The organism is Rhodovulum bhavnagarense (assembly GCF_004343505.1).
Lineage (GTDB): Bacteria > Pseudomonadota > Alphaproteobacteria > Rhodobacterales > Rhodobacteraceae > Rhodovulum > Rhodovulum bhavnagarense.
Genome location: NZ_SLXU01000002.1, coordinates 216,679 through 235,304, shown reverse-complemented (window position 1 = coordinate 235,304; position 18,626 = coordinate 216,679). Strand labels below are relative to the sequence as shown.

Here is an 18,626-nt window from a genome sequence, read left to right as displayed (position 1 = left end):
CAAAAGACTCTACCCTGCCGTCCCCTTCTTCTTGGCCCAAATACCCCGGGGGTCCGGGGGCGGCGCCCCCGGCCTTGTGCGCCTTCTGCCATCGGCCACTTGCACCCCGCGAGGGCGCTCGTATACCTGTGTGAACCTTGAACGACACGAGCGCCGCCCCGCGCAGGCCTCGCCGGACAGACCCCAAGGAGGGCCAGCCCTTGACCGAATTCAAGAAGATCCTCATCGCCAACCGCGGAGAAATCGCCATCCGCATCATGCGTGCGGCCAATGAACTGGGCAAACGCACCGTCGCCGTCTACGCCGAAGAGGACAAGCTGGGCCTGCACCGCTTCAAGGCGGACGAGGCCTACAAGATCGGCGAGGGGCTGGGCCCGGTGCAGGCCTATCTCTCGATCGAGGAGATCATTCGCGTCGCCAAGATGTCCGGCGCGGACGCGGTGCACCCGGGCTATGGCCTGCTGTCGGAAAACCCCGAATTCGTCGAGGCCTGCGAAGCGGCCGGCATCGCCTTTATCGGGCCGAAGGCGGAAACCATGCGCGCCCTTGGCGACAAGGCGTCGGCCCGCAAGGTCGCGATCGCCGCCGGCGTGCCCGTCATCCCCGCCACCGAGGTGCTGGGCGACGACATGGAGGCCATCGCCAGGGAGGCCGCAGAGATCGGCTATCCGCTGATGCTCAAGGCGTCCTGGGGCGGCGGCGGGCGCGGCATGCGCCCGATCAACGGCCCTGACGAGCTGGAAGACAAGGTGCGCGAGGGCCGGCGCGAGGCCGAGGCCGCCTTCGGCAACGGCGAAGGCTATCTCGAAAAGATGATCCTGCGCGCCCGTCACGTCGAGGTGCAGATCCTCGGCGACCAGCAGGGCAACATCTATCACCTGTGGGAACGCGACTGTTCGGTGCAGCGCCGCAACCAGAAGGTCGTGGAACGCGCCCCCGCCCCCTACCTCTCGCCCGCCCAGCGCGAACACCTGTGCAATCTCGGCAAGAAGATCGCCGAAGAGGTGAACTACGAATGCGCGGGCACCGTCGAGTTCCTGATGGATATGGAGACGGGCGAGTTCTACTTCATCGAGGTGAACCCCCGGGTGCAGGTGGAACACACCGTCACCGAAGAGGTGACCGGCATCGACATCGTGCGCGCGCAGATCCTGGTGGCCGAGGGCAAATCGCTGGTCGAGGCCACGGGCGTCGCCAGCCAGTATGACGTGGAATTGCGCGGCCACGCCCTGCAATGCCGGATCACGACCGAGGATCCGCTGAACAACTTCATCCCCGATTACGGCCGGATCACCGCCTATCGGGGCGCGACGGGCATGGGCATCCGGCTGGACGGCGGCACCGCCTATTCCGGCGCGGTCATCACCCGCTACTACGATTCGCTCCTGGAAAAGGTCACCGCCTGGGCGCCCACGCCCGAGGCCGCGATCGCCCGGATGGACCGGGCCTTGCGCGAATTCCGCATCCGGGGCGTCAGCACGAATATCGCCTTCGTCGAGAACCTGCTCAAGCACCCGACCTTCCTGAAGAACGAGTACCACACCAAGTTCATCGACCAGACGCCGGAACTGTTCCAGTTCGCCAAGCGGCGCGACCGGGCGACCCGCCTGCTGACCTATATCGCCGATGTCACCGTCAACGGCCACCCCGAGACCGAGGGCCGCACCCGCCCGCCCGCCGACCTGAAAACGCCCCGCCCGCCCGAAACCCGGCGCGAGTCCTTCGTCCCCGGCACCCGCCAGATCCTGGATGAATTCGGCCCGCAGGCGGTGGCCGACTGGCTGGCGGACCAGAAACAGCTTCTGCTGACCGACACCACGATGCGCGACGGGCACCAGTCGCTCTTGGCCACGCGGATGCGGTCCATCGACATGATCCGGGTGGCACCCGCCTATGCCCATAACCTGCCGCAGCTCTTCTCGGTCGAATGCTGGGGCGGCGCGACCTTCGACGTGGCCTACCGGTTCCTGCAGGAATGCCCCTGGCAACGCCTGCGCGACATCCGCGCGCGGATGCCCAACCTGATGACGCAGATGCTGCTGCGCGGGTCGAACGGGGTGGGCTATACCAACTATCCCGACAACGTGGTGCAGGGCTTCGTGCGTCAGGCCGCCGAAACCGGCGTCGACCTGTTCCGCGTGTTCGACAGCCTGAACTGGGTCGAGAACATGCGCGTGGCGATGGACGCGGTGATCGAGACCGGCAAGGTCTGTGAGGGCGCGATCTGCTATACCGGCGACATCCTGGACCCCGACCGCGCGAAATACGACCTGAAATACTATGTCGAGATGGGCAAGGCGCTGCGGGACGCGGGCGCCCATATCCTGGGGCTCAAGGACATGGCGGGGCTGTTGAAACCCGCCTCGGCCAGCATGCTGTTCAAGGCCCTGAAGGAAGAGGTCGGCTTGCCGATCCACTTCCACACCCATGACACCAGCGGGATTTCGGGCGCCACGATCCTGGCCGCGGCCGAGGCCGGGGTGGACGCCGTCGATGCCGCGATGGACGCCTTCTCGGGCGGCACCTCGCAGCCCTGCCTGGGGTCCATCGTCGAGGCCTTGCGCAACACACCGCGCGATACCGGGCTCGACATCGAGGCGGTGCGCGAGATCTCGGACTACTGGGGACAGGTGCGCACGCAATACGCCGCCTTCGAATCCGGCCTCATGGCGCCCGCCTCCGAGGTCTACCTGCACGAGATGCCGGGCGGCCAGTTCACCAACCTCAAGGCGCAGGCGCGGTCCCTGGGGCTGGAAGACCGCTGGCCCGAGGTCGCCAAGACCTATGCCGATGTGAACCAGATGTTCGGCGACATCGTCAAGGTGACGCCCAGCTCCAAGGTCGTGGGCGACATGGCCCTGATGATGGTCAGCCAAGGCCTGACGCGGGCCGATGTCGAGAACCCGGCGCGCGACGTGGCCTTCCCCGATTCCGTCATCGACATGCTGCGCGGCAATCTCGGCCAGCCGCCCGGCGGCTTCCCCGAGGCCATCGTGCGCAAGGTGCTGAAAGATGAAAAGCCCCTGATCGAGCGGCCCGGCGCCAAGGTGCCGCCCGCCGACCTGGACAAGCTGCGCGCCGAGTTGTCGGCGCAGTTCGAGGACCTGAAATTCGACAACGAGGATCTGAACGGATACCTGATGTATCCAAAGGTCTTTACCGACTACACCGCGCGCCACCAGCAATACGGCCCCGTGCGCACCCTGCCCACGCGCACCTTCTTCTACGGGATGGAACCAGGCGAGGAGATCACGGCGGAAATCGACCCCGGCAAGACGCTGGAAATCCGCCTGCAAGCCTTGGGCGAAACCACCGAGGATGGCGAGGCCAAGGTCTTCTTCGAGCTGAACGGCCAGCCCCGCGTGATCCGCGTGCCCGACCGCAAGGCCAAGGCAACGGTCGCAAGGCGGCCCAAGGCAGAACTGGGCAACCCCTCCCATGTTGGTGCCCCCATGCCCGGCGCCGTGGCCTCGGTTGCGATAACCGCCGGCCAGACCGTCCAGGAGGGCGACCTTCTCTTGACCATCGAGGCCATGAAAATGGAAACGGGCCTGCATGCCGAACGCGCCGGTACCGTCAAGGCCGTGCATGTCACGCCCGGCGCCCAGATCGACGCCAAGGACCTCCTTGTCGAATTCGAGTAACCCCCGCGCGGGCGGCTCTCGCGCCGTCCCGCCCCTTCACCGGGAGCCGCCATGGCCAGCGTCACCGCCCTCTATGCCGGTCTGATCGCCCTGCTCTACCTCTACCTGTCACTGCGCGTGATCCAGCGCCGGGGATCGACAAGGATATTCATTGGCGATGGCGGCGATGTCGAGCTCTCGAGGCGGATACGGGTCCATGCCAACCTTAACGAATACGCGCCTCTCGCGCTCGTGCTGTTGCTGCTGGCCGAATTGCAGGGCGCGCCGGTTTGGGCGCTTCACCTCCTCGGCGCCATGCTGCTGCTGGGGCGGCTGGGTCATGCCTGGGGAATGTCGCGCACGCCCCAGTCCCCCATCGGCCGGGGCGGCGGAACCGCGCTGAGCTGGGCAATGATCGGTCTGACCGCAGCAGGCCTGGTGGGGCATGCGGCGCTCTGAACCGCCCCTCCTTCTTCTTGGTAAAAATACCCCTCTCCTCGCCCGCCGCCCCATGCTGCGGCCGGGCGGGATAGGGGTGTTTTTTTCTGCCCGACGCGCAATTTTCCGCTTGCAGCCCCCGGCCCGAGTTTATACATCACGCCTCACCCAATGGATGCGGGCGTAGCTCAGGGGTAGAGCATTACCTTGCCAAGGTAAGGGTCGTGAGTTCGAATCTCATCGCCCGCTCCAAAAAATCACATAAATCATTCTTTTTCCTCTTGTTTCGGCATGGTGTCGCGCGCCAATCCTCCCCCAGGCGCAACTGTGGGCCCCGCGTGCAATTTTCCGCTTGCAGCCCCCGGCCCGAGTTTATACATCACGCCTCACCCAATGGACGCGGGCGTAGCTCAGGGGTAGAGCATTACCTTGCCAAGGTAAGGGTCGTGAGTTCGAATCTCATCGCCCGCTCCAATTTTCAGAAATGCACACAGGTCTTGTCAGGCCCGGCCCTCGCAAGGCAGCGACGGGCACGACAAAATGCCCCGATTCGCAAAATCGGGGCACCAATGTCCTGACCAAGTCCGGTCCGGGGGCGGTTCGGGCTTGGGCCGTCCTGTTCAGGTGTTGAACAGGAAATGCATCACATCACCGTCCTGCACCACGTATCCCTTGCCCTCGGCGCGCATCTTGCCCGCGTCCTTGGCCCCCTGCTCGCCTCCGCAGGCGATGAAATCATCATAGGCGATGGTTTCGGCCCGGATGAAGCCGCGTTCGAAATCGCCATGGATGACGCCGGCGGCCTTTGGCGCGGATGTGCCCTCGGGAATGGTCCAGGCACGCGCCTCTTTCGGGCCAACGGTAAAATAGGTCTGCAACCCCAACAGCTTGTGCCCCGCCTTGATGAGGCGATCCAGGCCCGCCTCTTCCAGCCCGAGTTCGGACAGGAACATCTCGGCCTCTTCGGCATCGAGCTGGCTGATCTCTTCCTCGATCTTGGCGGAAATCACGACGCTTGCAGCGCCCTGCGCCGCCGCCATCTCGGCAACCGCAGCCGACAGCGCGTTGCCCTGCGCCGCCTCGTCCTCGGCCACGTTGCAGACATAGAGCACGCGCTTGGCCGTCAAGAGTTGCAGCATCGCCCAGGCCTTGGCGTCGTCCTCGTCCACCTCGACGGTGCGGGCAGGCTGACTGTTTTCCAGGGCGGTCAGTGCAGCCTTCAACAGGCGTTCCTGCTGGATGGCCTCCTTGTCGCCGCCGCGCACCTTGCGGACCAACCCTTGCAGGCGCTTCTCGATGCTTTCCATGTCAGCCAGCATCAGCTCGGTCTCGATCACCTCGGCATCCGCGACAGGGTCGACGCGCCCCTCCACATGGGTGACGTCGCCATCTTCGAAACAGCGCAGGACGTGGGCGATGGCGTCGCATTCGCGGATATTGGCCAGGAACTGGTTGCCCAGCCCCTCACCCTTGGACGCGCCCTTCACCAGCCCCGCGATATCGACGAAGGTCATCCGCGTGGGGATGATCGCCTTGGACCCGGCGATCTCGGCCAGCTTGTCCAGCCGCGGGTCGGGAACAGCCACCTCGCCCACGTTGGGCTCGATCGTGCAGAAAGGGAAGTTCGCCGCCTGCGCCGCCGCGGTACGGGTCAGCGCATTGAAAAGCGTCGATTTGCCCACGTTCGGCAGGCCGACGATGCCGGTCTTGAAACCCATGTCCCTCTCCTTGGCTGGTCCGCGCGCATGTAGGGGGCGGGCGGGCGCGGCGTCAAGGCAGGGCAGTGCGCAAACCGCCCATTGATTTTCCCGCCCCGCTGCCGCAAACCGCCATGAACCACAGCCGGGAGGTCGTCATGACGCGCATCGATGCCAAGTTCGCAGAGCTGAAAGCAGCCAATCGCAAGGCCTTCGTGGCTTATGTCATGGCCGGCGATCCCGATTACGAGACCTCGCTTGAGGTGGTGAAGGGCCTGCCCGGCGCAGGCGTGGACATCATCGAACTGGGCATTCCCTTCACCGACCCCATGGCTGACGGCCTGACAATCCAGCTGGCCGGGCAGCGCGCGCTGGAGGCGGGCCAGACCCTGGAAAAGACCCTGGCCATGGCGCGTGCTTTTCGCGAAACCGACGACACCACGCCCATCGTGATGATGGGCTATTACAACCCGATCTATAACCGGGGTGTGGACCGGTTCCTTGCCGACGCGCAAGAGGCCGGCATCGACGGGCTGATCGTGGTGGACCTGCCCCCCGAAGAGGATGACGAATTGTGCATCCCCGCGCAAAAGGCCGGGCTGAACTTTATCCGCCTAGCCACACCCACGACCGACGATGCACGCCTGCCCAAGGTGCTTCAGAATACCAGCGGATTTGTCTACTATGTCTCGATCACCGGCATCACCGGCGCAGCCGAGGCCAGCGCAGCGGATGTCGCCCCCGAGGTCGCGCGGATCAAGGCACAGACCGATCTACCGGTGATCGTGGGCTTTGGCATCAAGACACCCGAGGCGGCCGAGGCCATCGCGGGCGTGGCAGACGGGGCCGTGGTCGGCTCTGCCATCGTCAAGCTGATCGAGGAGGGCCGTCCCGTGCCCGATATCCTCGCACATGTTCGCGGGCTTGCAGAGGGCGCGCACCGCGCCCAGGCGGTCACGCCTTGAGGCGATAGCCGGTTCGCAGCCAGCGCCAGCACAGCGCCAGCACAACCCCGGTGCTGGCCGTGCAGACCGCCAGCCCAAGCCAGGGCGAACTATCGGATCGCCCGATCACGCCATAGCGCATACCGTCGATCAGGTAAAAGACCGGGTTCACATGCGTGACGACCTGCATGGCGATCGGCAGCCGCTCGATGGAATAGAACGTGCCTGACAGAAAGCTCAGGGGCGTGACGATGAAATTGGTGATCGCCGCCATCTGGTCGAACTTGTTGGCCAGGATCGCGGCCAGAATTCCAAGGCCCGACAGGAAGGTCGAGCCGAGCAGCACGAAAAGCAGCGCCCAAAGCGGATGCGCCACGCCCATTCCCAGGATCGCCACCATCAGCACGCCAATGGCCAGCGCCACCAATAGGCCGCGCACCACCCCGCCAATGGTATAACCCACAAGCAGCTCTGCCGCCGAAAGCGGCGGCATCAGCGTATCCACGATATTTCCCTGGATCTTGGAAATCAGGATCGAGGACGATGTATTGGCAAAAGCGTTCTGGATCACCGTCATCATCAGGATACCCGGAGCAAGGAACTGGATGAACGGCACCCCCATCACCTCGCCCCGCGCAGGTCCGATGGCCAGCGCGAACACGCCGAGAAACAGGCCCGCCGTGACCAGCGGCGCGGCCAATGTCTGGGTCCACACCGCCATGAAGCGCTGGATCTCGCGCATGCTCAGCGTGTAAAGACCCAGCCAGTTGACCCGGCCGAAACGGCGTCGGCCCATCACGCTTGCATTCATTGTTAACGCCCCCATCTTCGGCCTTCGGCTTGTAACCCGGAAACACCCCGGATTAGAATAGGCCGACAAAGGAATTCTCCAATCCGGCGGGTCCGGGCGGCCACCGCAGCCGCCCTCACCCGCCCCGCCGACAGCCAAGGAAACATCCATGTCCTGGACCGAAGAACGCGTTGAAACGCTGAAAAAAATGTGGGCAGAAGGCCAGTCGGCCAGCCAGATCGCCAAGGAACTGGGCGGTGTGACCCGAAACGCGGTGATCGGCAAGGTTCACCGGCTGGGCCTGTCTAACCGCGCGGGCAGCGCGGCAGCCAAACCCGCGGCCAAGGAAAAACCCGCCGCCAAGCCCGAACCCGCGGCCCGTCCAGCGCCAGAGGCCGCACAGCATCGTGCCACACCCGCGCCCGAGGCGGCAACCGAACCCTCCGAAATCAGGCGCGAGCCCGCACCTGCCCCCGCGCTGCGCAAACCCGTGGTTCCCGCGGGCCAGCCCCTGCCGCCCCAGCCCTCGGCCAATGAAATCAGCCCCGAGACGCTGGCATCGGCCCGCGAGGTTGAAAAGAACGCCAAGAAACTGACCTTGATGGAACTGACCGAACGGACCTGCAAATGGCCCATCGGCGACCCAGCGACCGAGGATTTCTGGTTCTGCGGCCTGCCGACACAGCAGGGCAAGCCCTATTGCGAAACTCATGTCAGCGTCGCCTTCCAGCCGATGAGCGCGAGGCGAGACCGCAAACGCTAGCCCTGCGGGCGATCGGCCCACGAGCTTGCGAAACGGGTGATCCGATCTTTTCGGTCGGTCGACCCGGCGGTGCCGCGTGACCTGCAATGGCCATGGCGGCTTGTTCTTTCGCCTGCGCGACGCGCGCCCTATATGGAACGGCATGACAACGAACCCGCCCGACCTGCGCCCCGATATCGCCCCACGCCCCCGGATCGAAGGTGCCGCCCGCCCCGGCCAGCCGACCATCGGCATGGTGTCCCTTGGCTGTCCCAAGGCGCTGGTCGACAGCGAACGCATCCTGACGCGGCTGCGCGCCGAGGGTTACGCGATCAGCCCCGATTACGCGGGCGCCGACGCGGTGATCGTGAACACCTGCGGGTTCCTCGATTCCGCCAAGGCCGAAAGCCTGGAGGCGATCGGCGAGGCGCTGGCCGAAAACGGGCGGGTGATCGTGACGGGCTGCCTGGGGGCGGAGCCGGGCTATATCACCGGGGCGCATCCCACGGTTCTGGCCGTCACGGGGCCGCATCAATACGAACAGGTGCTGGACGCGGTGCATGCCGCCGTGCCGCCCGACCCCGACCCGTTCGTGGATTTGCTGCCCGCCTCGGGGGTGAAGCTGACACCGCGCCATTACAGCTACCTCAAGATTTCCGAGGGCTGTAACCACAAGTGCCGGTTCTGCATCATTCCCGACATGCGCGGGCGGCTGGCCTCGCGCCCCGCCCATGCCGTGCTGCGCGAGGCCGAGCGGCTGGTCGAGGCGGGGGTGCGGGAATTGCTGGTGATCAGCCAGGATACCTCGGCCTATGGCGTCGACCTGAAACATGCCGAGGACCGGGGGCACCGGGCGCATATAACGGACCTGGCGCGCGACCTGGGGGGTCTGGGGGCGTGGGTGCGGCTGCATTACGTCTATCCCTACCCGCATGTGCGCGAGCTGATCCCGCTGATGGCCGAGGGGCTGATCCTGCCCTACCTGGACATCCCGTTCCAGCATGCCCACCCCGAGACGTTGAAACGGATGGCGCGGCCCGCGGCGGCGGCGAAAACGCTGGACGAGATCGCGGCGTGGCGGGCGCTGTGCCCCGAGATCGCGCTGCGCTCGACCTTTATCGTGGGCTATCCGGGCGAGACGGAAGCGGAATTCCAGACCCTGCTGGACTGGCTGGACGAGGCGCAATTGGACCGGGTGGGGTGTTTTCAATATGAAAACGTCGCCGGTGCCCGGTCGAACGCTCTGCCCGACCATGTGCCGGACGACGTGAAACAGGACCGCTGGGACCGGTTCATGGAAAAGGCGCAGGCCATTTCCGAGGCGAAGCTGGCAGCCAAGGTGGGCCAGCGGATGCAGGTGATCGTCGACGAGGTGGACGAAGACGGCGTGGCCACCTGCCGGACGAAGGCCGACGCGCCCGAAATCGACGGCTGCCTGTTCATCGACGCGGGCGCGGGGGGACTGGCGCCCGGTGATATCGTGACGGTCGAGGTGGACGAGGCGGGGGAATACGATCTGTGGGGCGCGCTTAAGGCGTGACTTGGCGGCCCCGCCTGCCCCCTGGACGGGTGGCCCTGCCTAGCGAGGCTTTTCCATGATAAAAAGATAGCCTGTCGAAATCGTCCAAAGACCCAGCGTCAACACAAGAATGATCATCCGCAGGATGATTATGGCAAGGTTTGGATTGTCGGGGATGACCTCGGCGACATTCCATCCTTCGCTGTTGTATTTCTGGACCGTCGTTTCGACCTTTCCGCGCGCGCTGCCGAACAATAGCCCGATGAGCCCACCCGAGAAACTGACCCTCACGACCGAATTGATTTTCTGCATCTTTACTGAACCGACATATAACAACCAAAGCGATATATAAAACACAAGCCGCACTTATGACGTGCAAACTTGCGCGGCATTCCGGCACAGCCGCCCATGGTTGTTGCAACCGCCTATTGCAGGCACGCGGAACCGTCATCGCGCGAGGCCATGCCACAGGTTCAGGTTCTCTTGATCCTGTCCTTCTCGGCCTTTGAATAATTGCTGAAATGCCCCTCTGCCGCCGCCTGTTTGCGGGCAGAGGCAAATAGCGTTTCTATCTTGCCGGTGGCGGCCACGCGCGAAAGCTGGCGCAGGGGGTCGGTCGCGCCGCATTCAGGGCAAAGGGGCGCGGCCTCGTTCATCCCGGCGAGAACCTCGAAACCGGCCTCGCAGGAAAGGCATTTATAGGCATAGATCGGCATCCGGTCTCCTTGCGAAAAGGGTATGCTTGTCCTCGATCCGACCTGCGCCGGTTCTGCCATGCGCGCAAGCCTGCGTTCTCGACATCGCCGCCTGCGCCAACTCACCGACCGAAAGCGGCGCGAGATTGGGCGCCGCCGCCTGCGACACAGGCAATCGCATATCGGAGCAGGACACGCTAGGCTGGTGCGATGCGCCCGGATCCGCGGGCGACAAGATCCGATCACAGGAGGCGCCGATGCTTCATCTCACCACTACCTGTCCCGACATCGATGCCGCGCGGCGCTTGGCCCATGCCGCGCTGAACATGCGCCTGGCCGCCTGCGTGAATATCCTGCCGGGCGTGATCAGCCTGTTTCACTGGAAAAGTGGCATAGAGGAAGCGGACGAGGTGCAGATCACCTTCAAGACCACCGAGGCCTGCCGCGCCGATCTGATCGCGTTGATCGAATCGGAACACCCCTACGACCTGCCTGTCATAACCTGGGAAGAGGTCGAAACCACAGAGGATGCTGCCGCCTGGCTGGGCGAGGAAACCGGCTAAGGCACCACAGACACGGGCAACGCCGGGGCCGGATACCCACCCTCCCCCGACGCGGGACCGGGCCGATTACCCGGTCACTTGCCGTGAGCCCACCACCATCGACGACCCGGATCGCCCGCGCGCGGGATTCATGCCGGTTCCTTCAGCCGTTCCAGGCCGGGCTTGATCGCACACCACCCCGGCGCCCTCTCGGCCCCCGCGGTCTGTTTCCCCATCCAGGCCATGCATTGTTCGGATCGGTCGCAATGACAGCATTTCGCCACCATCTCGGCATATTCGCCGCGCCCCATGCGCCCATCGCGCAGGGCGTCGTTGACGTTGACCCCTATGGTGCGCGCCATACCCTGGGTCAGCCAGAAATGGTGTGAGAGTTTGCCGTGATCTTCCATCTGTCTCAGGCAGAGGCCAGGCGCGCGCGCATCGCCTCCAGAAGCTCCTTGTTGCGGCAGTAACCGGGTGTTGTGTCACTTTCACCGGGCCTGTTGCCCTGCAACCAGCCCTTGCAGTGGTCGGGGTCGGTACAGCCCAGGCAGCGGTTCACGGTTGCCTGCATGTCCTCGGGCGTCCAGCGGCCGGCCATCGTCTCTTCGGTCAGGTCGACGCCCAGAACCTCGGCCATCTGTTCGACCAGGCTGGCATGCTCGTCATACCGGTTACGGCCAGACATAGCGTTTCTCCCTATCCTGCGTTATGGACATTTAGCAGCGGCGGCACCGCGCCTGCCTTGATGCGTATCAAATCGCTTCAGACCTCAGCGCGGGCGCTTCACAAGCGCGGCGCAGGCGGTTAGCCTGATCGCATGTTCAGCATCGAGCACGAGTTTGACGCCACCGTGATTACCCTCGTGGACGAGGGCCCGAACCATTTGCAGGAGGACGTGACCGTCACGGCCTTCGAGGATTGCGTGACCGTCGAACAGTTCGACCCACGCACCGAGCAGGTGCAAAAGATTACCCTGTCACTGGCGCAACTGCACGAATTGGCCGCGGCGCTGGACCTGCCCGAGGGTGTGTATCGTATCCGCCCGCCAATCGAGTAACGCGCGGGAGCTTGGCGCAACCCTCGCTCCCCTCGTGTGACCCGCACTAGGGGCAGACGCGAAAAACCTTGTCGCGCGCTGTTTGCCCACGGATCAGCGCCAGGCGCGATTTTGGCACACCAATCGCCTTGGCCAACAGCTTGGCAACCGCGGCATTGGCCTTGCCAGCTTCGGGCACGATCGTGACATAGACGCGAATCCGGCCATCCTCGGCCACCACGCGGTTGCGCGAGGCCTTGGGGGTGACGCGCACCGCGATCTCGGTGCCGGGGGCGGAAAGGTGCGATAGCTCGGTCATGGCACAGGTGCTGTGCGATCCGTGCGCGCGCGTCAAGACTTGACCCCCAAGCGCCCCGCACCAAGATCACACCAAAAGGAGATGCCCCCTTGCCCCTACCCACGAAACGCCCGGCGGTTATCGACTTTCTGCGGACGCGCCGGTCATGCCCGGTGCGCACGCTTGCCGCCCCTGCCCCCGGCCACGACATGCTGCGGGAATTGCTGATCGCCGCCGCGCGCAGCCCCGATCACGGCAAACTGGAACCGTGGCGTTTCGTGGTGTTGGAACGCGCGGCCCTTGATCGGCTGGCGGGGCTGGTGCGGGTCAGGGGGGCGGCCCTTGGCAAGGACGCGGCCGCCATCGACAAGGCCGCACAAGCCTTTGCAGACAGTCCCTTGGCCGTTGTGGTCATCGCGGTGGCAAAACCCAATGACAAGGTCCCACCGGTCGAACAGCTTTATTCCGCTGGCGCGGTCTGCCTTGCACTGGTCAATGCCGCGCTGGCCTCTGGCTGGGGCGCCGTATGGTTGTCGGGCTGGGCCGTCCATGACCGGGATTTCGTCGATCGGGGGCTGGCCCTGGGCGCGCATGAACAGGTTGCGGGCATCATCCATATCGGCACCGCAACCACCGCCCCGCCCGAACGCCCGCGCCCCGATATCGAGGCGATCACGCAATGGAGAACGGAATGATCCTGTCGGCTTTTCGTAAAACGCTGGGTCAGATCGGCGACCGTGCATTCCGGCGTGTTCTTTTCGTCGGGCTGGGGCTGACGGCGCTGTTACTGGCACTGGTCTATGCGCTCGTCTTTTTCCTTGTGGGCTGGCTCTTGCCCGACACGTTGTCATTGCCATGGATCGGGCAGGTCACCTGGGTGGACGAGCTTTTGTCCGGGGCCTCGTTGCTGTTGATGATGGTGCTGTCGGTCTTCCTCATGGTGCCCGTGGCATCTGCGTTTATCGGTATCTTTCTGGATGACGTGGCCGAGGCGGTCGAAAGGCGGCACTATCCCGGCCTGCCTCGCGTGGCGCCGGTTCCGGTTCTCGACCAGCTCCGCGATGCGGCCGGGTTTCTCGCGGTCGTGATCGGCGTGAACCTCGTGACGCTGGTTTTGTATTTCATCGTCGGACCCTTTGCGCCGCTCCTGTTCTGGGCAGTGAACGGGGCCTTGCTGGGACGGGAATACTTCCAGATGGCCGCGATGCGGCGGGTGGGACGCAAGCAGGCCACGGCACTGCGCAGGCGCCACAGGCTGACTGTCTTCGTGGCCGGAGCGCTGATGGCGGTGCCACTCTCTCTACCGCTGGTGAATCTGGTTATCCCGATCCTGGGCGCGGCGGTCTTTACCCATCTCTACCACGCGCTTGCCGCGCGCGAGAGCGCGACAAGCTGACGGCGACTCAGACCTGTTCCAGTTCGATCAGGCAGCCGTTGAAATCCTTGGGGTGCAGGAACAGCACCGGCTTTCCATGCGCGCCGATCTTCGGCTCGCCTGTGCCCAGCACGCGCGCGCCCTGATCTTTCAGCCGGTCGCGGGCTGCAAGGATATCGTCCACCTCGTAGCATAGATGGTGAATGCCACCCGAGGGGTTCTTGTCGAGGAAACCCTTGATCGGGCTATCCTCGCCCAGCGGATAAAGAAGCTCGATCTTGGTATTCGGCAATTCGATGAAAATCACGGTGACGCCGTGATCGGGCTCGTCCTGCGGAGCGCCGACCTTGGCACCCAGGGTGGTGGCATATTGCGCCGCGGCGGCGTCAAGGTCCGGAACGGCGATGGCGACATGGTTCAGGCGGCCGATCATGGCAATCTCCCTTGGCATATGATCCAGCGGTTATCGGGCCTGCCGCGATGCGGCGCAACCCCCGGCGCGGACCGGGGTGGCACGCTCTGACACATGGTGGCGCGGGGGACTGCCCCCCGCACCTCAATCCTCTTGCGGGACCACCCTCAGCCGCAACTCGCGCAGCTGGTCGTTGGTCGGCAGCGTGGGGGCGCCCATCATCAGGTCTTCGGCGCGCTGGTTCATCGGGAACATGATGACCTCGCGGATGTTCACCTGGTCGGCCAGCAGCATCACGATGCGGTCGATGCCCGCCGCGCAACCGCCGTGGGGCGGCGCGCCGAAGCGGAAGGCGTTGACCAGGCTGGGAAAACGGGCGCGCACCTCGTCCTCGGTGTAGCCCGCCAGACTGAATGCCTTGAACATGGTATCCAGCCGGTGGTTGCGGATCGCGCCCGAGATCAGTTCATAGCCGTTGCAGGCCAGGTCATACTGGTAGCCCAGCACCTGAAGGGGATCGCCCTCCAGCGCCTCCATGCCGCCCTGGGGCATCGAGAACGGGTTGTGGCTGAAGTCGATGGCGCCAGTTTCGTCGTCCTTTTCGTACATCGGGAAATCGACGATCCAGCAAAAGGCGAAGCGGTCCTTTTCGGTCAGGCCCAGTTCCTCGCCGATGACGTTGCGGGCACGCCCCGCGACGGATTCGAAGGCGGCAGGCTTGCCGCCGAGGAAGAACGCGGCGTCGCCCTTGCCAAGGCCAAGTTGCTGGCGGATCGCCTCGGTCCGTTCGGGGCCGATGTTTTTCGCGAGCGGGCCGGCGGCCTCCATCCCGTTTTCGCCGTCGCGCCAGAAGATGTAGCCCATGCCCGGCAGCCCCTCTTTCTGGGCGAAGCTGTTCATCCGGTCGCAGAACTTGCGCGAGCCGCCGGTGGGGGCGGGAATGGCGCGGATCTCGGTGCCGTCCTGTTCCAGGAGCTTGGCGAAGATGGCGAAGCCCGAGCCGCGGAAATGGTCGGACACGTCCTGCATCTTGATCGGGTTGCGCAGGTCCGGCTTGTCGGTGCCATACCAGCGCATCGCGTCGGCGTATTTGATCTGCGGCCAGTGCTTGTCGACCTTGTGGCCGCCGCCGAATTCCTCGAACACGCCTTCGATCACCGGCTGGATCGTGTCGAACACGTCCTGCTGGGTGGCAAAGCTCATCTCCATGTCGAGCTGGTAGAAATCGGTGGGCGAGCGGTCGGCGCGGGGGTCTTCGTCGCGGAAGCAGGGCGCGATCTGGAAGTACCGGTCAAAGCCAGAAACCATGATCAGCTGCTTGAAGATCTGGGGGGCCTGGGGCAGCGCGTAGAAGCGGCCCGGATGCAGGCGCGAGGGCACGAGGAAGTCGCGCGCGCCCTCGGGCGACGAGGCGGTGATGATCGGGGTCTGGTATTCGCGGAACCCCTTGTCCCACATCCGGCGGCGGATGCTGGACACCACGTCGGAGCGCAGTTTCATGTTGTCCTGCATCGCCTCGCGGCGCAGGTCGAGATAGCGATAGCGCAGGCGCGTTTCCTCGGGGTATTCCTGGTCGCCGAAGACCATCAGCGGCAGTTCCTCGGCCGCGCCCAGAACCTCGATCTCGCGCACGAACACCTCGATCTCGCCGGTGGGGAGTTTCGGGTTGATCAGGCTTTCATCGCGCGCCTTCACCTCGCCGTCGATGCGGATGCACCATTCGCTTCGCACCTTTTCGACCTCGGCAAAGGCGGGGCTGTCTGGATCGGCCAGAACCTGCGTCATGCCGTAATGGTCGCGCAGGTCGATGAACAGGATGCCGCCGTGATCGCGCACGCGATGCACCCAGCCCGACAGGCGGACGGTTTCGCCAACATGGGATTTGTTCAGCTCGGCGCAGGTATGGCTGCGAAAGGCGTGCATCGGGGCGGTCCTCTGGCGCTTGGGATGGGTCCGCGCCGATACACCCTTGATGCGCCCCGGTGTCAAGGGAGGGGCTCTGGACGAATTCGAGAGAATCCCGATTCCCGGTTATTCTGCCACGGCTCAGGCCACGCCAATACACCAAGGCGCCCGGTTACCGCGTCATGGCACGGCCCGGTGCGCGCGATCCTCTCGGGTTAAACGGCGGGCAACCATGGGTGCGACGCGGCAGATGGATGCGGATGCCAAACCACATCCACAACCATCGAACCAACCGCCCGCCTCGCGACGCGAAACGCTAATCGCGACCGATTTCAAACCGGCAGAGCCCCCCGCCGCTGGCCGTGCAACAGGTTTCGCGCGTGCGCAGCCGCTTGTCGACCAACGTCTGGAACAGTCGATCGAACACCGCCTCATGCCAGCCGCAAATCGGATGGGGGGCGCTTTCGCCCCGAATCAATGGATTATCCGTCAATTCGAAGACAAGAGGGCGCGTCGACACGACGCGAAACGCACCCGATCCGGCAAAGGTCCAACTATTCTTTTCGATGGCCTTGGCCAGGATGGGGGCCGCCATCGCGGACGGCAACAGCTTCAGCACCCGCTGCGCGAGCGCTGGGATACGGTGGGCAAGGATGTAGTCCCCGGTCCGCGCGCCCGCTTCCCGCAGAAGGTCGGGCGCGCGGCCGGGCAGGCGGGCGCGCAGGGCACGGTGCATGGCAGCGGCTGGTCCCTCGTCCATAAGGCCAGCGTCCGACGGGGGTTCGTTCAGCCCCGCCGCCTGCATCAGATCATCGCGCAACGCCGCTCCGCCCGCCGCCTCCAGCACAGGGAGAAGCTGGAGAACGGCATTCGGTCCGATCCGGCCCGCATGGCCGGAAAGGGTGTCTTTCATCAGGCATCTTCCATCTGCTGATCGCCACCGCCGCAAACCTTGGCCGCGGCCGCCTGCTTGGCTGCGTTATTGTCAGCGTCGGCCGGCATCTTGAAGCTGTTATCCTTGGACTGCCGCTTGGCCGCGGCCTGTGCGGCCTTGTCGGCATTCGACACCCAATCGTCGATCTGTGCCTGGGCAGGCTGGCGGGTCATGTCGAAATCGAACTTGACCTTGTCCTTGGATTGCGGCCCCCAGTAATTGTTCTTGCCCAGATCGTAGAACGAGCGCTGCACGCCGGCCTTGAGGAACGCCTTGAGGCAGCCCAGCAGGTAGCGCCGGCGGAACCCGGTACCGCGCCACGGGTAGTGGAACAGCGCCTTGCGCATGTAGAACCGGCGGTAGTTGTTCATCACCCGGTCCAGAAGCTCGGCACGGTCCATCGCCTCGGGCTTCATGATCGGGTTCACGAAGTTGTAGCGGCTGTAGTCGAACACCTCGACCTTGTTGTGCAGCTCCTGGAAGAGCGGCGTGAACGGCCAGGGGGTATACATCGCCCAGTTGGCCAGATCCGGCTGCCAGTCCCAGCAGAGCTGGAAGGTCTCTTCCAGCGTCTCGGGGGTTTCGTTATCGAGCCCCACGATGAACTGCGCCTCGGTCAGGATGTCGGCCTCGCGCAGAAGCTGGATCGCCCGCTTGTTGTCCTCGACGCGGGTTTCCTTGTTGAACTGGTCGAGCTTCAACTGCGCCGCGGCCTCGGTGCCGAGCGAGATGTGGACCAGGCCCGCCTTGCGGTAGAACGAGAGGTATTCCTCGTCGCGCAGGATGTCGGTCACGCGGGTGTTGATGCCCCATTTCACCTTGTCGGGCAGGCCGCGGTCGATCAGTTCCTGGCAGAAGGCGATGAACTTCTTGCGGTTGATGGTCGGTTCCTCGTCGGCGAGGATGAAGAAGCCGACGCCATGGTTGTTCACCAGGTCCTCGATCTCGTCGACGACCAGCTTCGGGTCGCGGATGCGGTAGTCGCGCCAAAATTTCCACTGCGAGCAGAACGAGCAGGTGAACGGGCAGCCGCGGGCCATGTTGGGGATGGCCACCTTGCAGTTCAACGGGATGTAGATGTATTTTTCCCAGTCGAGGATCGTCCAGTCGGGCTTGAGCGCGTCGATGTTCTTGATCGTCGGCGCGGCCGCGGTGGCAACGATTTCCTCGCCATCCAGGAAGGCCAGCCCCTTGATGTCGCGGCGGCATTCCGGCCAGCGCTTGTCACGGATCGCGTTCATCAGCTCGACGACGATCTCTTCGCCTTCGCCGCGCACGATCACGTCAACCCAGGGCGCCTCGGAAAGGACCTGCTTGAACATGAAGGTCGCGTGGATGCCGCCGAGAACCCGCACCGCGTTCGGCACTTCTTCCCTGGCGATTTCCAGCAGGCGTTCGGCGGCATAGATCGACGGCGTGATCGAGGTGGTGGCGACCACGTCGGGCTGAAGCTCTTTCAGCTTCGCGCGCACGTCATCCTCGGTCAGGTTGTGCGTCATCGCGTCGATGAACGTGATGTCGTCATATCCGGCCAGACGCAACGACCCGGTCAGGTAGGCCACCCATGCCGGCGGCCAGTTGCCCGCGATCTCGGCGCCGCCAGACTTGTAGTTGGGATGGATGAAGCAAATTCGCATGGATCGACTCCCCGTGTTTCGTCGCGGACCATGACA

Annotated in this window: 20 protein-coding genes and 2 tRNA genes; 11 read left to right on the top strand and 11 right to left on the bottom strand. The window is 64.5% G+C overall.

All coding sequences use genetic code 11. From position 1 onward, the window contains the following. Positions 1-200 precede the first annotated feature (200 nt). The 4 genes from EV663_RS04730 to EV663_RS04715 all read left to right on the top strand — a co-directional run bounded on the left by EV663_RS04730 (position 201) and on the right by EV663_RS04715 (position 4,535). On the top strand, positions 201-3,644 hold the full coding sequence (locus tag EV663_RS04730; protein WP_132950633.1) for a pyruvate carboxylase: 3,444 nt from the start codon (positions 201-203) through the stop codon (positions 3,642-3,644). Positions 3,645-3,695: 51 nt separating this feature from the next. Next, positions 3,696-4,082, top strand: coding sequence for an MAPEG family protein (locus EV663_RS04725; protein ID WP_132950632.1), 387 nt, complete (start codon positions 3,696-3,698; stop codon positions 4,080-4,082). Positions 4,083-4,238: 156 nt separating this feature from the next. Next, positions 4,239-4,313: transfer RNA gene (locus EV663_RS04720), tRNA-Gly, on the top strand. Positions 4,314-4,460: 147 nt separating this feature from the next. Further along, positions 4,461-4,535, top strand: a tRNA-Gly gene (locus EV663_RS04715). Between the two features lie 146 nt (positions 4,536-4,681). On the opposite strand, the gene ychF is transcribed toward EV663_RS04715, so the two are convergent. After that, positions 4,682-5,779 (bottom strand): redox-regulated ATPase YchF, encoded by a 1,098-nt coding sequence (gene ychF, locus EV663_RS04710; protein WP_132950631.1) that lies wholly within the window; start codon positions 5,777-5,779, stop codon positions 4,682-4,684. 137 nt (positions 5,780-5,916) lie between these two features. Between ychF and trpA the strand changes: the two genes are divergently transcribed. Next, positions 5,917-6,723, top strand: coding sequence for a tryptophan synthase subunit alpha (gene trpA, locus EV663_RS04705; protein ID WP_132950630.1), 807 nt, complete (start codon positions 5,917-5,919; stop codon positions 6,721-6,723). On the opposite strand, the gene EV663_RS04700 is transcribed toward trpA, so the two are convergent. Continuing rightward, positions 6,713-7,513, bottom strand: coding sequence for an ABC transporter permease (locus EV663_RS04700; RefSeq protein ID WP_243697867.1), 801 nt, complete (start codon positions 7,511-7,513; stop codon positions 6,713-6,715). The two genes, trpA and EV663_RS04700, sit on opposite strands and share 11 nt — an antisense overlap. 148 nt (positions 7,514-7,661) lie before the next feature. Here EV663_RS04700 and EV663_RS04695 point away from each other — a divergent pair, with 148 nt between their 5' ends. Then, entirely contained in the window at positions 7,662-8,255 is a 594-nt protein-coding gene (locus EV663_RS04695; RefSeq protein ID WP_132950629.1) for a GcrA family cell cycle regulator, read from the top strand. A 142-nt stretch (positions 8,256-8,397) separates the two neighbouring features. Beyond that, on the top strand, positions 8,398-9,774 hold the full coding sequence (gene rimO / locus EV663_RS04690) for a 30S ribosomal protein S12 methylthiotransferase RimO (protein ID WP_132950628.1): 1,377 nt from the start codon (positions 8,398-8,400) through the stop codon (positions 9,772-9,774). Between the two features lie 39 nt (positions 9,775-9,813). Here rimO and EV663_RS04685 read toward each other — a convergent pair whose 3' ends face one another. After that, positions 9,814-10,065: a hypothetical protein gene (locus EV663_RS04685; RefSeq protein ID WP_132950627.1), complete on the bottom strand. Its 252-nt coding sequence runs from the start codon at positions 10,063-10,065 to the stop codon at positions 9,814-9,816. A 161-nt stretch (positions 10,066-10,226) separates the two neighbouring features. Then, positions 10,227-10,469 carry an FmdB family zinc ribbon protein gene (locus EV663_RS04680; protein ID WP_132950626.1) on the bottom strand — a complete coding sequence of 81 codons (243 nt, stop codon included), beginning with the start codon at positions 10,467-10,469 and terminating at the stop codon, positions 10,227-10,229. Positions 10,470-10,705: 236 nt separating this feature from the next. Between EV663_RS04680 and cutA the strand changes: the two genes are divergently transcribed. Beyond that, complete coding sequence (gene cutA, locus EV663_RS04675; protein WP_132950625.1) at positions 10,706-11,011, top strand: divalent-cation tolerance protein CutA; 306 nt, start codon at positions 10,706-10,708, stop codon at positions 11,009-11,011. 128 nt (positions 11,012-11,139) lie between these two features. On the opposite strand, the gene EV663_RS04670 is transcribed toward cutA, so the two are convergent. Together EV663_RS04670 and EV663_RS04665 are read right to left on the bottom strand one after the other, a co-directional pair. Further along, on the bottom strand, positions 11,140-11,400 hold the full coding sequence (locus EV663_RS04670; RefSeq protein WP_132950624.1) for a DUF6455 family protein: 261 nt from the start codon (positions 11,398-11,400) through the stop codon (positions 11,140-11,142). A gap of 5 nt (positions 11,401-11,405) precedes the next feature. Further along, positions 11,406-11,678, bottom strand: coding sequence for a DUF6455 family protein (locus tag EV663_RS04665; RefSeq protein WP_132950623.1), 273 nt, complete (start codon positions 11,676-11,678; stop codon positions 11,406-11,408). A 132-nt stretch (positions 11,679-11,810) separates the two neighbouring features. Between EV663_RS04665 and EV663_RS04660 the strand changes: the two genes are divergently transcribed. Next, a complete protein-coding gene (locus EV663_RS04660; protein WP_132950622.1) occupies positions 11,811-12,050 on the top strand; it encodes a hypothetical protein in 240 nt (79 codons plus the stop codon). 46 nt (positions 12,051-12,096) lie between these two features. Here EV663_RS04660 and EV663_RS04655 read toward each other — a convergent pair whose 3' ends face one another. Further along, positions 12,097-12,348 (bottom strand): DUF167 domain-containing protein, encoded by a 252-nt coding sequence (locus tag EV663_RS04655; RefSeq protein WP_132950621.1) that lies wholly within the window; start codon positions 12,346-12,348, stop codon positions 12,097-12,099. A gap of 89 nt (positions 12,349-12,437) precedes the next feature. Between EV663_RS04655 and EV663_RS04650 the strand changes: the two genes are divergently transcribed. Next, entirely contained in the window at positions 12,438-13,022 is a 585-nt protein-coding gene (locus tag EV663_RS04650; RefSeq protein WP_132950620.1) for a nitroreductase family protein, read from the top strand. After that, entirely contained in the window at positions 13,019-13,723 is a 705-nt protein-coding gene (locus tag EV663_RS04645; protein ID WP_132950619.1) for an EI24 domain-containing protein, read from the top strand. Before EV663_RS04650 ends, EV663_RS04645 begins: the two co-directional genes overlap by 4 nt. Before the next feature lie 7 nt (positions 13,724-13,730). Here the strand turns inward: EV663_RS04645 and mce are convergent, their stop codons facing one another. The 4 genes from mce to bchE form a co-directional block, all read right to left on the bottom strand. Continuing rightward, positions 13,731-14,135, bottom strand: coding sequence for a methylmalonyl-CoA epimerase (gene mce / locus EV663_RS04640; protein ID WP_132950618.1), 405 nt, complete (start codon positions 14,133-14,135; stop codon positions 13,731-13,733). Between the two features lie 123 nt (positions 14,136-14,258). Then, positions 14,259-16,037: an aspartate--tRNA ligase gene (aspS, locus tag EV663_RS04635; protein WP_132950617.1), complete on the bottom strand. Its 1,779-nt coding sequence runs from the start codon at positions 16,035-16,037 to the stop codon at positions 14,259-14,261. Positions 16,038-16,335: 298 nt separating this feature from the next. Then, on the bottom strand, positions 16,336-16,932 hold the full coding sequence (gene bchJ, locus EV663_RS04630; protein WP_132950616.1) for a bacteriochlorophyll 4-vinyl reductase: 597 nt from the start codon (positions 16,930-16,932) through the stop codon (positions 16,336-16,338). Then, positions 16,932-18,590 (bottom strand): magnesium-protoporphyrin IX monomethyl ester anaerobic oxidative cyclase, encoded by a 1,659-nt coding sequence (bchE, locus tag EV663_RS04625; RefSeq protein ID WP_132950615.1) that lies wholly within the window; start codon positions 18,588-18,590, stop codon positions 16,932-16,934. Before bchE ends, bchJ begins: the two co-directional genes overlap by 1 nt. Positions 18,591-18,626: the final 36 nt, after the last annotated feature.

Bases quoted from the DNA above. Each gene is read 5' to 3' on its own strand.
- EV663_RS04725 (WP_132950632.1), top strand. From the start codon at position 3,696: ATGGCCAGCGTCACCGCCCTCTATGCCGGTCTGATCGCCCTGCTCTAC.
- ychF (WP_132950631.1), bottom strand. From the start codon at position 5,779: ATGGGTTTCAAGACCGGCATCGTCGGCCTGCCGAACGTGGGCAAATCG.
- trpA (WP_132950630.1), top strand. From the start codon at position 5,917: ATGACGCGCATCGATGCCAAGTTCGCAGAGCTGAAAGCAGCCAATCGC.
- EV663_RS04700 (WP_243697867.1), bottom strand. From the start codon at position 7,513: ATGAATGCAAGCGTGATGGGCCGACGCCGTTTCGGCCGGGTCAACTGG.
- EV663_RS04695 (WP_132950629.1), top strand. From the start codon at position 7,662: ATGTCCTGGACCGAAGAACGCGTTGAAACGCTGAAAAAAATGTGGGCA.
- rimO (WP_132950628.1), top strand. From the start codon at position 8,398: ATGACAACGAACCCGCCCGACCTGCGCCCCGATATCGCCCCACGCCCC.
- EV663_RS04685 (WP_132950627.1), bottom strand. From the start codon at position 10,065: ATGCAGAAAATCAATTCGGTCGTGAGGGTCAGTTTCTCGGGTGGGCTC.
- EV663_RS04680 (WP_132950626.1), bottom strand. From the start codon at position 10,469: ATGCCGATCTATGCCTATAAATGCCTTTCCTGCGAGGCCGGTTTCGAG.
- cutA (WP_132950625.1), top strand. From the start codon at position 10,706: ATGCTTCATCTCACCACTACCTGTCCCGACATCGATGCCGCGCGGCGC.
- EV663_RS04670 (WP_132950624.1), bottom strand. From the start codon at position 11,400: ATGGAAGATCACGGCAAACTCTCACACCATTTCTGGCTGACCCAGGGT.
- EV663_RS04665 (WP_132950623.1), bottom strand. From the start codon at position 11,678: ATGTCTGGCCGTAACCGGTATGACGAGCATGCCAGCCTGGTCGAACAG.
- EV663_RS04660 (WP_132950622.1), top strand. From the start codon at position 11,811: ATGTTCAGCATCGAGCACGAGTTTGACGCCACCGTGATTACCCTCGTG.
- EV663_RS04655 (WP_132950621.1), bottom strand. From the start codon at position 12,348: ATGACCGAGCTATCGCACCTTTCCGCCCCCGGCACCGAGATCGCGGTG.
- EV663_RS04645 (WP_132950619.1), top strand. From the start codon at position 13,019: ATGATCCTGTCGGCTTTTCGTAAAACGCTGGGTCAGATCGGCGACCGT.
- mce (WP_132950618.1), bottom strand. From the start codon at position 14,135: ATGATCGGCCGCCTGAACCATGTCGCCATCGCCGTTCCGGACCTTGAC.
- aspS (WP_132950617.1), bottom strand. From the start codon at position 16,037: ATGCACGCCTTTCGCAGCCATACCTGCGCCGAGCTGAACAAATCCCAT.
- bchJ (WP_132950616.1), bottom strand. From the start codon at position 16,932: ATGAAAGACACCCTTTCCGGCCATGCGGGCCGGATCGGACCGAATGCC.
- bchE (WP_132950615.1), bottom strand. From the start codon at position 18,590: ATGCGAATTTGCTTCATCCATCCCAACTACAAGTCTGGCGGCGCCGAG.